This window comes from Sphingobacterium corticibacter, assembly GCF_003076635.1.
In the GTDB taxonomy this organism is placed as follows: domain Bacteria; phylum Bacteroidota; class Bacteroidia; order Sphingobacteriales; family Sphingobacteriaceae; genus Sphingobacterium; species Sphingobacterium corticibacter.
Genome location: NZ_QDKG01000006.1, coordinates 43,719 through 59,155, shown reverse-complemented (window position 1 = coordinate 59,155; position 15,437 = coordinate 43,719). Strand labels below are relative to the sequence as shown.

The window sequence follows — 15,437 nt, the reverse complement described above, 5'->3', positions numbered from 1 at the left end:
AAACGTGCATGGATGTCTCAGTGAAACATCTAAAATAGCGCTGAAAATAGTAGTTAATATTCTCTATGCATCCATCGTAGTCATTCTCTTAGAAATCGAGTCGCTGTGAGATTTGCTATATCATTGCGAATCAAATGTGCATTACCTCTTAGATGCTGGCATTCTTCATGCTACCTAAAAACTTTTTCGTTGGAATATCAGATATCCTTTGTTTTTGTGAGACAGCATACTAATATACTCCGCTATTATATCCTTGTACCGAAATGACTAAAGATCACAATATCTGCATTAAAATCAATTAGTTATAAAAACCAATCCGTGTACATCACAAAAGGTTGATCTGCTTGACCAAAGTAACCAGAAGATACCTTCTACCCTTTTACAACTCCGCTGTTTAAGCTTCGTAGTTGCTGTAACAAGTCATAATTTAAATATATATTTCTCCTTTGAGATAAAGTGCTGCTCTACCGGCCAGCTCAACGCGGTTACCTGATATTTGGCAAGTCAATTCCCCTCCTCTTTTCGATAGTTGCGCAGCACTAAGCTCGCTTTTGTTTAGTATGCCAGCCCAGTAAGGCGCAAGTGTAGTGTGGGCAGATCCAGTCACAGGATCTTCATCGACACCGACTGCCGGACCAAAAAACCTAGACACAAAGTCGTGTGAATCACCTTTGGCTGTAACGATGATGCCGCGCGCATTAAGATTAGAAATGGCACCAAGATTTGGTTGAAGGTGTTCAATATCAGATTGATCTTCGTAAACCAGCATATAATCGGTTTTACCTTTAAAGGCTAATAAAGGAACTCGGTCAGTAGTGGCAATAATCTCATCCGTAAGGTCCACCTCACAAAATTCATCCATCGGGAAGTTAAGTACAAAACGGTCTTGTTTGATAGTTACTGGTAACTTACCGCTTCGTGGTGAGTAAAAATGGATGTTATCCGAATGGTAATTCCCAAATTGACTAACTACATAGGCTGCTGCTAATGTAGCATGCCCACACAGATCTACCTCCGCCGATGGTGTAAACCACCTTATCTCAAATCCATCGTCCTTGGGGACGTAAAACGCGGTTTCAGACAGATTATTTTCGGCAGCTATTTGAAGTAGTTGGCTATCCGGAAGCCAATACAGCAAGGGACATACTGCTGCAGCATTGCCCTTAAACACTTTATCGGCAAACGCATCAACTTGGTAGATATAGATGATCATATTGCTTTGAGAGATTTATAATTATTTAACCAAAATTTGAGCTTATTCAATTAAATAGATTGCCCAATTGATAGGACCAAAATAGGACAAAAAAATTTGAACAAGCTAATACCTATGTAAGCTTTTTTTATTCCACTTTCAAGGGTGAGCGCAAAGTTGGGCAGTGGTTAGTTTATAGATGCAACTGTCACTAGACATGAAATAGTTTGTAGACTACGAAAACAGGAAAATCTCTCAGATTATCGGATAAATATACGGTCTATGGTATTTTTCAGACAGCTATTATTTGTAATTAATCTAAATAGTAATTACATTCGCCGCCAGAATAAAACATTACAGCCGGCCTTCCATGTCTGAAATTGATAGCAGTGCCTTTCGTGAAATATATGATGTGTACTGGCATAAAGTATATAAGTACGCCTCGCGCATTCTCGCAGATTCGGAGTTGGCTCAGGATGTAGTACAACAAGTTTTTGTATCATTATGGGAGCGCAGAGCTCATCTAGATCTGAACAATGTGGAAGCTTACTTGATACGCGCCATTAAATTTGCTTGCCTTGCAACCTTAAGAAAACAGCAAAAACAGCGAAGTCTCGACGAGAAAGACTATTTGTGGAGCGCCTCATCGCATGCAACCGATGAATACTCTCTTGGTAAAGACTTAGCAAGGCATCTTAACAAGATATTAGCGACTTTAAGTAAAGATGAAGAGTACATTTTCCGTATGCGATTTGAAGATGGTTTGGATAACAGGACGATAGCAGCTAACCTCATGCTATCAGAAAAAACTATTCGAAACAAGTTGTGTACGACGCTCGGTTTTGTCCGTAGAAAGCTCAAATCATACGGACTTAAGGATTAAACTTATTTAACAACAATTCTTTTTGATTTTTTTTCGGGACATATCCTCTAGTTAGGATACTACCCTATACATGAATCAAGAATTGTTAGCAAAATACCTAAACAATACTTGCACCGCAGATGAACGCAAGCAGGTGGAGCAATGGTTGGCACCAAAAGAATTTTCTGAAGAAACATCTATCGATCATTCTATCTGCGACTTGCAGCATAAAAATCGAATGTGGCAGGATATACAAAGCAGTATACAAGTAAGTCGCAAGCGTAGACCATATGCACTTATATGCTCGCGATATGCTGCAGCTGCCATCCTGCTATTGCTTTTTACTTTTCAGAAGAACGATACGCTATTCGTTGGCGATGCTTATAGGCATGCACTTAATGTGGAAAAGATTGAGCAGACTTCGCACATAGATATTCCCTTCAAGCTGCAAGATATACACCGCATCTCTAACCCCGGTAGCCGCGCTATACAGATACAGACCTACAGTCATGCAAAACAGCAAACGTTAGAGCAAAATAAAACCTATTTGCATATCAGACTAGCGCAAGACCCGGGCGTTATCGGCGATCAGGTACTCTTGCTATCTAAAGAGCAACTCCAGATGCTGCCAGATAGTCCTCTTGTTGCACATTTGGCCTCGCTTATTGATATGGAGAGTTTAGAAGCGAAAAATACTTTTTACCTATAGCTGATCATGAAATCACTCTACTTTGCTCTTGCAATTTTCCTATTTCATCTGTTTGGTACCACAGCACACGCACAGGTGCGTAATGGTGGCGAACTATCAGGCTATATTAAAGATACCTTCGGAAACGCCATTTCTAGTGCAACAGTCCGTATAGCCGGTACAAACGTGGTCACTAGTGCAGACTATGATGGCTTTTACAAACTGCAACACAACGTTGCTGGGCACGAAGCCGACATCGTGATCACCGCGATTGGTTTCTTGACAGAGAGAAAAACAACGGTCGTGAAGGACGGCAAACATACGATTGATTTTATCTTAAGAGGAGATCGTAAACAAATCGACGAAGTTGCTGTGACTGGGCAGACGGACAATGAACGGCATGTGCGTGAGATCGCACGTTCTGGATTTAATGTGAGCGTAATCGATCTCAATAAGTTTAGCAACGAAGCAGCAAATCTTACCCAAGTGCTCAAAAGAGCCACCGGCGTCACCATACGCGAAGATGGAGGTCTGGGTTCCAATTTTGTATTTCGCATTAATGGCCTGGACGCAAAAATCTTTATAGACGGTGTGCCCATGGACAACTTTGGCACATCCATGACCTTAAACAATATTCCGGTCAACTTGGTAGATCGAGTAGAGATCTATAAAGGTGTTGTACCTGCATTTTTAGGTTCTGACGCCCTTGGCGGAGCGGTCAATATCATTACTAAACGCCGTGCAAGGCCATTTTTAGATCTGAGCTATAGCACTGGTTCATTCAACACGCACCAAGCTGCCTTGGTAGGTACTTTCACCAACCCTAAGAACAAGTTGTCCGTACGTTTAAACGGTTTTTATAACCATTCGGACAATGATTATACGATGTACTCCGAAGAGAAATACAATGTGATTCTTCGGGGGGAAAGGAATAATAAACTTGACACAATCGATCAGGTAAAGCGCTTTTATGATGCCTACACTTCTGCTATGGGGCAACTGGAAGTTGGTTTTCGCGACAAGTCCTGGGCAGATCAATTCTATGTAGGGCTCACCTATTCTCAGAATCATAAACAAAACCAGCTAGGTGCTACCATCAACACACTAAACGTAGGACAATGGTCAGAAAGTAGCTACTGGATGCCAACGTTGAGTTATAAAAAAAGTGATTTTGTGGTGAAACGCCTCTACGTGGATCTATTCAGCAGCTACAGTATGGATACGCGTAATGTACGTGACACAGCCGCTTACAATTACAGCTGGTCGGGAAATTGGGTTCCAATCGGAAACGAACCACCTCGAGATCCTTCGCATACCAAGTATGAACTGTCCAATTATTTGGCCAGAATCAATCTCAACTATGACTTTGATGAAGAACGTAAGCAGAGCATCAACCTGAATTATAATTATAATAGTAGTAGCCAGCGAGAATTTGATATGATCAATGGTTACGATCGGTCGGGGTTACCCTCTAGCCTCGGACGGCACATATTGGGACTCTCGTGGCAAAACCAATGGCTTGACAAGCGTTTATCTAACGTGCTTGCACTTAAGTACTACCGATTAGACGCGGCCAAAGACATAGACGAAAGAGAATACAATGGCAATAACGAATTGGTTGAGGGCGAATTGATCCATTATGAAAAGGCTTGGAATTTCTACAGTATGAGCTTAGCCTCTAGATATCGTATTACACGTGATGGAGGCTGGAAACTTTCCTACGAACGAGCATACAACTTACCTGTGATGACGCAGTTTTTTGGCGACGGACTCAATACCATTTCCAACTTTGATCTTAAACCAGAACGAAGCGATAACATCAACACAGGGTTCTACTATAATTCGTTCTTAAACGAAGAGAATTTTCTCAATGTAGATGTTACCGGTTTTTACCGTCTTGCCGCAGATTATATCAATACGCGAGTGGTTGATATTAATGGTGATGGATATTCTCAATTTTATAATATTCCCGGTGTAAAACTCTATGGTCTCGCCGCCGAACTAAAGTACGGCTACAAGGATTTGATCGCAGTCACCCTCAATGGTTCGTACGATAAAGCCATCGACAACAAAAAATATACGGATGACAGCAACCAAGAGGTGAGCTTAAGCTACGGCTATCAAATTCCAAATAGACCTTGGGTATACGGCAGCATGGATCTCAGTTTGATTCAAAATGATTGGTTTCAAAAGGGAAGCCGCGTACAGCTATCCTACCTCACACAATACAATCATTGGTTTTATTTGAGTGAGTCTCATCTAGGATCACTGTCTTCCAAAGATCATATTCCATCGCAGACCATCCATTCGGCCATCTTAAGCTATTCTTGGAGTAATAACAGGTATAATATTTCTGCCGAAGCGCGAAATCTGACCGACGAACGCGCCTACGATAATTTTAGGTTGCAGAAGCCAGGGCGCGCTTACTACCTCAAATTCCGTGTATCATTAATGTAATATAAAAACACATAATCTATGAATATCAAACAACTACTTGCTCTGTGCCTTAGCGCCACCGTTATGTTATCTTCCTGCAAGGATTCGCCCGACGATGTCCCTTCCGAAGTCATCGATACCAGTGGTAATCTATACAGCTTATGGGTCACTTCCGCGACCGGCTCGTACCTGCTTACGACAAATGACCTCATGAAGGATACTTTATTGTCTCCTAACAACAATAAGGGAATTGATATCACGTCCCATCTACCGGCAGCCTTCTATGGGGTGTATGCGTATAACCACAATGGCAAATTCTACCTTTCTAACGACGGTAAACTATTTAGCCAACATGAAATTACGAGCGATAGTAAACTGCGGGAAACAAACAACTATGTGTTCCCTGGTAACTTCTTTATGGGAAAAGTGCTAGACAACATATCTACAAAAGATGAATTAGTACTCACAAAAACGGCTGGCACGACCAATAAGGAAAAAAAACTGCTCGAACAGCCTATTTATTTTATGAACACCAATAATCTGACGATCAATAAAACATTGAACGTCGAAATTCCGATGATCAACTATGTGCCAAAACAGACCAATGGTGCTGACGATGATCCATACATCGTACCTACCAGTATGACTGTACGTGGTGACAAACTATTTGTAGGTCACAAATACAGAAGTAATGTAACTCGTATGGATATCATAGATACCGCTTATATATATGTATGTGATTATCCGAGTTTAGCCAATGGGAAAATTATTAAGGACCCAAGAGGTGGATTTACAGCTGGACATTGGGAGATTAACAAACCTACATTCTTAGACGACAACAATGATCTATACATATTAACAAGACGTGTGGGCACATCTAGCTACGGACTCTTGCGCATTAAGGCGGGAGAAACTGCGATAGATGCCGATTATTTCTTCGACTTGAAAGACTTCAACATCTTCAAAAACTCATCTTCTATGATCCAAAAGTTAGGCAGTGGAAAAGCATACATTAGTCCTTATGTCGTCGATCCGGCCAATAAGAAAATCGTTGCTGATCTACGTATCCTTGCTGGCGGGGCAGAGCCTAAAACTACGATGAACTTTATGGAAAATGGCAAGTTATATGATGTATTCAAGACTGACGATGCCAAATGGTTTGTTTACGAATATGATCCTGGAACAAATACCATCAAACGCGGCGCTCAGATCGATCCGGGCATAACGTGGGTGTATCATGTGAATAAAATCAAGTAATTATAACCAACATAACGAAACGATAAGTTGTGCGCTCTACGCACAACTTATTTTTTTACCCGAAACAAACCAAAATAGTTACTATAAGTACGATTGATCCAAGTCGCTACGCCAATTCCAATATCTAAACACATGACTGTAAACCCAAAAAGAAGGAAAAATTCCGTCTTTCGCTCAATCAACAATTGGTTACACCTTTGGCTGGGACTAATATCAGGCATCATCGTGATGATCGTATGCATCACCGGTTGTCTTTGGGTATTTCATTACGAAATAACCTCATTAGTGATCCCGCAAAAAGAGAATACATTTGTTTTAGCGCAGTACAAATCTCTTTTGGCGCCCTCTCGTGTGTCCAGCATTGCAGATTCTCTTTTCTCAGGTAGCTCGATCAGCAACATCACTTATACCAGAGATTCTCCGATATCGTTCAGCATAGCGAATCCATCAGGTGTAGATAGAGAAAGGAGAACTAAGTCAGATATTCACTTACTACATCCATATAGCGGCAGGTATTTGGGGCTAAAAACTGCGGATACAGATTCGGAAAGTGCTCTGCACAAAAAGTTGGAAGCATTCTTTGCTTGGTCTATCAACGGACATAGATTCCTATGGCTACCGCGCGATATAGGCCGCCCTATCGTTAACTATGCCACGTTGGTATTTACAGTTACTTTGATAACGGGTCTAGTTTGGTGGTATCCAAAAAAATGGACAAAATCGACGCGCGATAAAAGCTTTAAGGTGAAATGGAAGGCTGGATGGAAGAGGCTAAACATCGATTTGCACAATGTATTCGGATTTTATTCCTTCTTGTTGATCGCACTATTAGCTATTACCGGCATGTACTACGGCATTACTTGGTTCAACAAAGCTCTTTATTGGTCTACAAATTGGGGAGAGACACTTGCGGAGCGACAGCCCGTGCAGTCAGATACTACGCAGATGAACCGCAACCATGATTTTCTATTTAATTTTGACCAGCAGATTGCAGAGATTTTGCATCAGTACCCCGACCCTCATTACTTAACCATCAGCTACCCGAATAGAGATCGCGCAGATGCCACCATTCAGGTATACATTCGTAATAGTATGGATAGGCAATACAATAATAGATACTATTCTTTTGATCGGTACACCGCAGCTTTTTTACCAAACAGCATTACGCTATTTAACAAAGACTTTTATGAGCTAAGTGCCGGAGAAAAATTCCGACGACTAAATTACGACATTCATGTCGGTTCGATATGGGGACTACCGACGAAAATCTTAGCCTTTTTTCTGACATTGATTGCAGGGTCTCTACCCGTAACGGGCTTTATAATTTGGTATAATCGCAAGTGGGCAAAAAAAGCGAAGAAAAAGAAAAACTGAGCGCAATAACCTTTGGAAGATAGCAAAGGATGTTCTTGAAATAATCAAAAAAGCCGTATTTTTACTCCAAACCTAGTAATAGCAGCGGAAATGTGGAAAGGACCCTGTCTATGTTACTAAATCGAAAACGCCCTTCAGAGAATCTGTACTGGTAAGAACTCCATATAAAATGCAACGAATAAACCTTACTGTTTTTAAAAGTTTTTTCAAATCCGCGAACGCCGGTGGTATTCTTTTGCTCATTTGCGTGCTGCTTTCACTCGCGATAGCGAATAGTCCTTGGAAAGATAATCTTCAGGCTTTTTTGGATTATCCTTTAGGTACAGACTTCGGATCGATTCATCTTAGATATCCATTGTTGCTTTGGATAAATGATGGATTAATGGCGATATTCTTCCTTTTAGTTGGTTTGGAAATAAAGCGCGAAGTAGTAGAAGGCGAACTCTCATCTCCAAAAAAAGCCTCATTGCCTATTTTGTGTGCCATAGGTGGTGCGATTGTGCCGGCTTTGATTTATCTCAGCCTAAATAGCGGTACTATCACAGAAGGTGGATGGGGTATACCGATGGCTACTGACATTGCATTTGCCCTAGCAGTTATCAATATTTTGGGCAAGCGTATTCCGGCAAGTCTAAAAATATTCTTAGCTGCCTTGGCCATAGTAGATGATCTAATTGCGATATTGGTTATTGCATTCTTCTACTCTTCAGGCATTGAGCTCACCTATCTCTTGTATGCAGGAATCGGTCTGGTTGTATTAGTAGTGATGAATCGTCTGAATGTGCTTAATCCGTATCTTTATCTTATCCCTGGTGTATTTGTTTGGTATTTTGTACATCATTCCGGCATTCATGCTACCATAGCTGGTGTACTCGTTGCGATGACTATACCGACCAACGATACCGAGATAGAATCACCGCTAGAACGATTGGAGCATGCATTGGTTCGTCCTGTTAACTTTTTAATCATACCGCTTTTTGCTTTCGCCAATACCAACATCACCCTGCAAAGCGAAATGATCGATGGATTAGCTGCACCTCTTGGCTTGGGAATTACCTTAGGCCTGCTGCTGGGAAAACCTATTGGGATATTGTTGACCACATTCCTTTGCGTCAAAACTAAAATTGGAGTATTGCCAAAAGGAAGTACTTGGATACACATTCTTGGTGTGGGATTATTAGCGGGAATTGGTTTTACGATGTCTATCTTTATTGCATTACTTTCTTTTTCCGACCCACTGCATGTATCGGAGGCGAAGCTGTCCATTTTATTAACTTCGTTATTTGCTGGATTGCTGGGCTATTTAATACTATATTTCAGCCCCAAAAAAATTATCTCCGAGAATAAGAAACTTGATAGCGAAACTATTACCATTGGAAAGTCCCTTGACGATTAGAAAATGACGCAGCGGTTTTTCACCACAGTCAGAGTGCCTCTTCGTTACAAAAATTAGGCAGCGGTATCGTGGTGCCTAGAAGAAACTGTTGTTGTTTTTTACGTGTAAAAAAGAAAACTAAAGATCTCATCTTTAGCAGCTCTCCACGCTTGTAAGTAACAGGCAAACCAGTTAATAAAGGAGCTACTCGCAGTGCTTCTTGATTAAATATGTCGTTGGCACCATAGATACTTAGTACAGAATCAACTTGTCCCAGTTTGTTCAACTCGACATGAAGTGTAACGATTACACGTCCTTCGATCTGCGGCAAGGATTTCCAATCGACCAGGGAATCAATCATAGCTGTCGGATACGAATCGGGCATGGTACGCATCGAACTTGTCGATAAAGAGTTGTCGAAATACATAGATTTTATTAATACACCTTTTTCAAAAACATGTTCAAACTCATCTTCATAAATACTGGAAAAGCCTGCGTGTAAATAATAAACTCGTTTTCCTTGATATGCTGTTACGGTATCTGTAAACCAGTCGGCAGATACTCGTCCATGATATACCTTACCAATAAATAAGCTATCGAGGTCTACTTTTGCGCTGTAGTTTCCGTTATAGATATTCGTTAGATACAATCGATCGTCGATAATTTCCCAAAAGGCAACATACCCCCGCCAGCATCCCGTTGAAAAACTACTTAATGAATCGGGGAATAATGGTTTTTTCCAATCATTTTGTTCTAGCCATTGCTGTAAAGGCAAAGCGTGTAATAAGGTGGTGTCGCCGTAAATAATTAATCGGTCTGGGGCTTGCTCCGTTGCATAAGAAGGAAGCGATGAGGTCAGGAAGATCACGAAACTTAAAAGGGCTGAATACTTCATAAAGGATGTGCTTTAGCATTATGATGAATAATTCCTCATAATTCCATAAGGCTATCAACCTATCCAAAGAGAAAACGCAGCAACGCAAAGTTCAGCAGCGAGTTTCTCAAAGTCTTTACGAAAACCCCAGCAAGCTGTTGGCTAAGCGGCCAGTAGCTTGCTGGGATCCAATTACCGCATCGAGTAGGTAAAAGCTTTTGGCCGTTCCATGGATTCGCTATAGGTATTACCGAAGCGATCGGTGACCTTGATTTGCAAGGTGCTGTTAACGGCCGAAGCCTTCACTTTGAACATATGGGAAGTATTTGCGGCGTCAAAAGTAGGTGTTGCATTCACGTTGAGGCGCTGCATACCATAAGAAATAATCTGCAGCGGATCGTACGAAGAAATGCGTTGTACGTCTAGTGGCCTGCCATTCTCGGTAACGGACACTGTCCACTTGGGATCATAGCCCCACACATTGATTAATACTTCATTGTTTTTATTTGCTTTGGCAAAATCGGCAGCATATTGGGGCACCATCGCGCGGAATGTGGCATTGGCAGCTGGCGCGTGCTTAGTTGCGGTGATTTCCACCTCATTCAGGTCGTACGCACGGAATTGGTATTCGGGCGCATAGCCGATGGACTTGTACTTCCAAGCGATATTACGCCCATTCATTTCCCAAAGACCATAACCACCTGGGCTGCCATCTGGCGCAATATGGTTGTCGGAATAGCCTGGCCGCCCTGTCCACCACCAAGTTCCGGAGAGCGCGGCAACGTTATGCTCCATAAATTTATCATTGCGTGGCACGCGATAGTTCACATGCGTATGGCCGGTCATCACATGCACTTCTGCAAAACGATCCAACAAGGAAATCAGCTGCTGCGCATTACTCGTACGAAAGTTGGGCGTGTTGCCTTGCTCTGTGGGTGCGTGGTGCAATTGGATGTGCGTGGAGAGCACGATAGGTGTAGTCGACGGTATAGATGCCAAATCCTTGGCCAGCCATTCCAACTGGTTTTCGGTGATTTTAGCGTTGTAATCTCTACTGCCCACCGTACCGTATGAACCACCTGTATTCAGATATTCCACATTATCGAGTACGACATAGTGCACCTGCCCCAGATTGAAGGAGTAATAAGTCGGGCCGAGAATTCTTCGGTACGCATTTTCGGACATCCAATCGTTGGCGAAGTAGGGATCATTATCGTGGTTTCCAATCGTGTTGAAAACTGGAGCTTGCAGGTTGCTCATCTGCTGAACATATTCAGGTAGCATGAAGCTATTGCTGTACCAGTAGGTTTCCCATGTCTGATCACCCAACGTCAGCGCATAAACTTGCTTTCCTTCCGATTTAAGGCGAGCGATTTGCTGATTCACATCTGCTATGAAGCCTTTCTGAAATTGACTCAAGTCACTATTTCTGTTCGCCAAGTGCATGTCGGCTAACGCCAAGATCACGTGGTCATCGTTGTTCACGGCTTTCAGTTCAAAATCACGCGTATCGACCAGATCTGGGTTGGAAGCCACAAATTGATAGAATTTTGGGGTCTTGTTTACTGTTTCAGTAAGTTCGTGGTTCGCTGGAATGGAAATAAATACATAGCCCGTGCGCTTGTTAGAGCTGAGGTAATAAACGCCTTGCGCATCTGTTTTCGTCACATCGTAGCCATCGGAAACAACTACATCGGCAAGCCCTTGCCCTGCAATATGCACCACGCCCTTGATATTCTTCCCATCTTGATTTGGGATGTCTGCACGTAGTACGTAGTTGAACTGGGTATTGCCTATCGGGTACGACGTAGTGCCACGCAGCACACTCAAACGGTAGTTGATCGATTCTAAATCGGTCGGGAACGTGACTTTGCCGTCAACAATGGCCACGGTCAGCACTTGTTTCCCTTGTTGTCCCGATTCTAACTGCAAGATATCTCCTTGCTGATAGCCGCTACCCGAAAGTAGCATGGCTTTGCCACGCTCAATATCCCATACGGGAGCAATAGTAGCCTTAAAATCATTGCTGACAGGGTTTTCTTCTGTCGGGATCTTGTCATCAATGGGATCTAGCGTGCTCTTGCTGCAGGAGTTGGCTAATAGCGTCATGAGAACGCATAGGCTCAGAACTCCCTTACATAAGCGGTAGATCGAAGAGAAGTATCTTTTTTTCATGTGAATTCTTAATTGAAGTCTTTTAAAAGGATGCTTACGTGCAAAAGACACCACCGCAGAGAGTAACTACGGAACGATCTCTCTCTTATAGATGAGATCGTTCCATTGTTGTTAGTATGCGATGATGTCGATAATTGACTTTTTATACAGCCTTCATTATTATTTAATCAACCTGTTGGGTCACACCCGTACCAGTAGATAGTATACTGGCTGGTGCTTGTTTACTTAGGCGTTCGGCGTAATAGCTTCTCGCTACTTCCCACTTGCGAGTGGTCGCGTTGAATACACCGCCCAACTTGATAAAGAAACCCACATTAGTAGGCACAAAATGTGGAATGCGATATTGATTGCTTCCCATAGAGAAGAAAGGTTGTGGCGCTAATGACTCGGGATGGAAACGCTGATAATGGTCGTTGTTCGGTATGCGATATCCTAGATTGGCGACCGAATCAATGATGGTGGCCGTACCTGTACCGCCAAACATCACCACATCCAGTGGTACGGAAGCCTCGTTGATATTGGTACCAACGAAGAGCGCCATACCACTTGCATTCCCACTATTTGCGAGAATATTGGCATTTGCATCGCCCAATCCATCACCACCAGTGGTAGCGTATGGAATAGCGCGTACCCAATTGAGCTCACCTAATGTCGTAGAGTTTGCGCCACTGATACGTTTTTGGTGACCACCAACATAGAAGAACTCCCCTTTCTTGACCGAACCTTCCGTCAGGTTGAATTTGAGTGTACGTGCACCACCGGTAGACCACCCTGCACCCGGTGCAGCACCCGCATTGGGTTGGTTTGCACCAGCATTGTTTGTCGTGACGACGGCAAATGGGATTTCTGCAAAGTTGATATCAGCGTTAGCCATCAACTGGATATACTCATAGTTGGTATCCGTACCTTCTGGATCAGGACAGTACCCGGTGAATACAAGTGGCATATCACCGAGATCGCCGGGAATTATTGGGTCAGATGTATCCTCGATATGCGCTTCTGCAAATGGCCAGACGGCCATTAGGCCATCCGTATCGCCCAATAATATACCTTTTACGTTCATATTGCGCGGTACAGGAAGCGCCGCATAGTTTGCCGTTGGCAATGTTCTAATCACAAGCGTATCTGCGCCGTTGAGCATTTTCTTTGCTCCCACAAAGCTATCACCTTCTACTGGCATTGGCACTAGCTCTCCGCCACCGATCTGCGCTAGGGTGCCTTCGTATTCATGAGGGCGCTGGTTGATAGCGGATGCAGAGACTTGTCTGGTACGTACGCTGCCCACATTACCTACCATTTCAAGATCGCTGGTACGCAGTCCGTCTATGTATAGGAATGTTTCGCGACGCAATGTTTTTCCGCCGATATTAATACGGATGGAATCGCCCATTCGGTATGCTGCCGCAAGGTCGCCGACCTTCAGTGCAATACCGTGTAATCTATTTCCCCGTTGGAGCTGTTGCACGATCATCATGCCTTCGGGCACATTGCCCGATTGTGCATCTGATATCACCACGCCGGTGGTCCATTCGGCTTCACTGACAGATTCTGGCGTAATCTCCACGTCATTGCCTTTGTGCACAGCACGAAGATCTTGTATGGAGATATACGGACTTAATGTCCCTAAGATATGGTCTCTGTTTTCGCAGGAGGTCAATAGCGTGATCAATCCCCATATGATAAATAGAACGCTATAGCTTAACTTTTTCATTTTCGTAATTGGATTATAATTGCGCATTCGATTAAGGTTTTTGCCACCATACCGGTGTATTGAAATTATCCGGTCCTTGCTCGGCTACAGCCTGTTGATAATTAGCACGGTTGGCATTTTGCACATAGACTGGGTAATTGAGTCTTACAGGCATTTTGCCCCCGTTGAGATGTCCCGATCCTATAGGCAGGACGGGGTGACCCGTACGGCGAAACTCAAACCAGGATTGCATATCCGTGAAGAATAACGCGTAATATTTTTGCAGGTGAATGAGTTCCATTTTCTGAAATTCATCAAAGTTATCGTCCCAAGCAGTCAGATCGGTCGAGAGGTAGAACGAAGGCATTTGATGCCCCCACAGCTCGATACCTGCTCTGGTGCCACGTTCGTAATATTCACGTGCTGATCCAGTGGTAATGTATCCTTTAACGGCTGCTTCGGCTAAGATGAGCTGTAGCTCGCCATAATTCAACATGTTTCCTAATAAAGGGTGAGACATCAAGTCGGTGTGTAGCGCAGAACCTTGTACAGGTGGTTGCCCAATCGGATACCCACTCGGCACGCCAAGATAGTCGCCATTGAAAAGGGAAACCCAGCTTACAATACGCGGATCACTTCGCTCACTAAGTTTGTCGATAAAGAAGCTGGCCGATTTTGGACCGTACCAATCGGCCGGCCGCCAAGTCCCAAAAGGTGATACATACGGTGATACACCAGTCCATCTCAAAATAGCGGAGTCATCATTGCTACGCATAATGGGATACCGTATCGGTTCGTCTTCGATAATCTTTTTGATAATCGCCGCAGTATTCAGCTCAGTCTTGTGTGCAAGACGTAGTGCCAAGCGCAGGTATAAGGAATTACCAAATAGGCGCCATTTGTACATTTGCCCATTAAAAACAGGGTCTGCATCTGCTTTTATTTTGTATTCAAAAGCGATACCGTTCAGTAAGGTATTGGCTTCTTCTAACTTCTCAAACAGCGATAAATAGATCGCCTGCTGCTTGTCGAATACCGGTTGCACTATGTTTGAATCTCTTCCCAGTAATGCTTGCGAATACGGAATATCACCATAAATATCGGTAAGTATTGAGAACAACCACACTTCAGAAATCTGGGCAATTGCTTTGTATTCTGGTTGATTGAGTTCATCCGCGTACTCGTAGATATCGCGAAAGTTGCGTAGCTGCACATAGAGATTATTCCACATGTGATCGGCTTCGTTGGTGCGGATATCGTATCGGAAGATACGACCTTCGCCGTCCCCCATATTGACCGTTACTTGCATCAGTTCGTTGGTGATGCGCTGGCTACGACTCATGTTGGCACTCACTGATTTTGCTAATGCAGGAGCGAGCAGGTTCTCCGGTTGCACCCGAGGGCTGGTATTTGGGTTGGTATTGATTTCTTGGAAATCCTTGTTGCAGGAGGTGAATATACTCGAGCAAACGATTCCTAGTACTATTACTTTTATAAGATGTTTCATATTTACA

The 15,437-nt window shown here is 43.2% G+C and carries 11 protein-coding genes; 6 read left to right on the top strand and 5 right to left on the bottom strand.

The window, feature by feature from the left end; genetic code table 11:
* Positions 1-427 precede the first annotated feature (427 nt).
* Entirely contained in the window at positions 428-1,213 is a 786-nt protein-coding gene (locus DC487_RS14395) for a PhzF family phenazine biosynthesis protein (protein WP_116776668.1), read from the bottom strand.
* A gap of 349 nt (positions 1,214-1,562) precedes the next feature.
* On the opposite strand from DC487_RS14395, the gene DC487_RS14390 reads away from it, so the two are divergent.
* The 6 genes from DC487_RS14390 to nhaA all read left to right on the top strand — a co-directional run bounded on the left by DC487_RS14390 (position 1,563) and on the right by nhaA (position 9,205).
* Positions 1,563-2,075, top strand: a complete 513-nt coding sequence (locus DC487_RS14390; RefSeq protein ID WP_116776667.1) for an RNA polymerase sigma factor — start codon at positions 1,563-1,565, stop codon at positions 2,073-2,075.
* 70 nt (positions 2,076-2,145) lie between these two features.
* Positions 2,146-2,763: a hypothetical protein gene (locus tag DC487_RS14385; protein ID WP_116776666.1), complete on the top strand. Its 618-nt coding sequence runs from the start codon at positions 2,146-2,148 to the stop codon at positions 2,761-2,763.
* Between the two features lie 6 nt (positions 2,764-2,769).
* Positions 2,770-5,199: a TonB-dependent receptor gene (locus DC487_RS14380; protein WP_116776665.1), complete on the top strand. Its 2,430-nt coding sequence runs from the start codon at positions 2,770-2,772 to the stop codon at positions 5,197-5,199.
* A gap of 18 nt (positions 5,200-5,217) precedes the next feature.
* Positions 5,218-6,435, top strand: coding sequence for a hypothetical protein (locus DC487_RS14375; RefSeq protein ID WP_133228619.1), 1,218 nt, complete (start codon positions 5,218-5,220; stop codon positions 6,433-6,435).
* 132 nt (positions 6,436-6,567) lie between these two features.
* On the top strand, positions 6,568-7,809 hold the full coding sequence (locus DC487_RS14370) for a PepSY-associated TM helix domain-containing protein (protein WP_116776663.1): 1,242 nt from the start codon (positions 6,568-6,570) through the stop codon (positions 7,807-7,809).
* 169 nt (positions 7,810-7,978) lie between these two features.
* Entirely contained in the window at positions 7,979-9,205 is a 1,227-nt protein-coding gene (gene nhaA, locus DC487_RS14365) for a Na+/H+ antiporter NhaA (RefSeq protein ID WP_116776662.1), read from the top strand.
* Between the two features lie 28 nt (positions 9,206-9,233).
* On the opposite strand, the gene DC487_RS14360 is transcribed toward nhaA, so the two are convergent.
* The 4 genes from DC487_RS14360 to DC487_RS14345 all read right to left on the bottom strand — a co-directional run bounded on the left by DC487_RS14360 (position 9,234) and on the right by DC487_RS14345 (position 15,430).
* On the bottom strand, positions 9,234-10,079 hold the full coding sequence (locus tag DC487_RS14360) for a hypothetical protein (protein WP_116776661.1): 846 nt from the start codon (positions 10,077-10,079) through the stop codon (positions 9,234-9,236).
* 171 nt (positions 10,080-10,250) lie between these two features.
* Positions 10,251-12,233, bottom strand: coding sequence for a calcineurin-like phosphoesterase C-terminal domain-containing protein (locus DC487_RS14355; RefSeq protein ID WP_116776660.1), 1,983 nt, complete (start codon positions 12,231-12,233; stop codon positions 10,251-10,253).
* A gap of 163 nt (positions 12,234-12,396) precedes the next feature.
* On the bottom strand, positions 12,397-13,944 hold the full coding sequence (locus DC487_RS14350) for a DUF5689 domain-containing protein (RefSeq protein WP_133228616.1): 1,548 nt from the start codon (positions 13,942-13,944) through the stop codon (positions 12,397-12,399).
* A 31-nt stretch (positions 13,945-13,975) separates the two neighbouring features.
* A complete protein-coding gene (locus DC487_RS14345) occupies positions 13,976-15,430 on the bottom strand; it encodes a SusD/RagB family nutrient-binding outer membrane lipoprotein (RefSeq protein ID WP_116776658.1) in 1,455 nt (484 codons plus the stop codon).
* Between the last annotated feature and the right edge of the window lie 7 nt (positions 15,431-15,437).

Bases quoted from the DNA above. Each gene is read 5' to 3' on its own strand.
- nhaA (WP_116776662.1), top strand. From the start codon at position 7,979: ATGCAACGAATAAACCTTACTGTTTTTAAAAGTTTTTTCAAATCCGCG.
- DC487_RS14395 (WP_116776668.1), bottom strand. From the start codon at position 1,213: ATGATCATCTATATCTACCAAGTTGATGCGTTTGCCGATAAAGTGTTT.
- DC487_RS14355 (WP_116776660.1), bottom strand. From the start codon at position 12,233: ATGAAAAAAAGATACTTCTCTTCGATCTACCGCTTATGTAAGGGAGTT.
- DC487_RS14390 (WP_116776667.1), top strand. From the start codon at position 1,563: ATGTCTGAAATTGATAGCAGTGCCTTTCGTGAAATATATGATGTGTAC.
- DC487_RS14350 (WP_133228616.1), bottom strand. From the start codon at position 13,944: ATGAAAAAGTTAAGCTATAGCGTTCTATTTATCATATGGGGATTGATC.
- DC487_RS14370 (WP_116776663.1), top strand. From the start codon at position 6,568: ATGACTGTAAACCCAAAAAGAAGGAAAAATTCCGTCTTTCGCTCAATC.
- DC487_RS14380 (WP_116776665.1), top strand. From the start codon at position 2,770: ATGAAATCACTCTACTTTGCTCTTGCAATTTTCCTATTTCATCTGTTT.
- DC487_RS14375 (WP_133228619.1), top strand. From the start codon at position 5,218: ATGAATATCAAACAACTACTTGCTCTGTGCCTTAGCGCCACCGTTATG.
- DC487_RS14360 (WP_116776661.1), bottom strand. From the start codon at position 10,079: ATGAAGTATTCAGCCCTTTTAAGTTTCGTGATCTTCCTGACCTCATCG.
- DC487_RS14345 (WP_116776658.1), bottom strand. From the start codon at position 15,430: ATGAAACATCTTATAAAAGTAATAGTACTAGGAATCGTTTGCTCGAGT.
- DC487_RS14385 (WP_116776666.1), top strand. From the start codon at position 2,146: ATGAATCAAGAATTGTTAGCAAAATACCTAAACAATACTTGCACCGCA.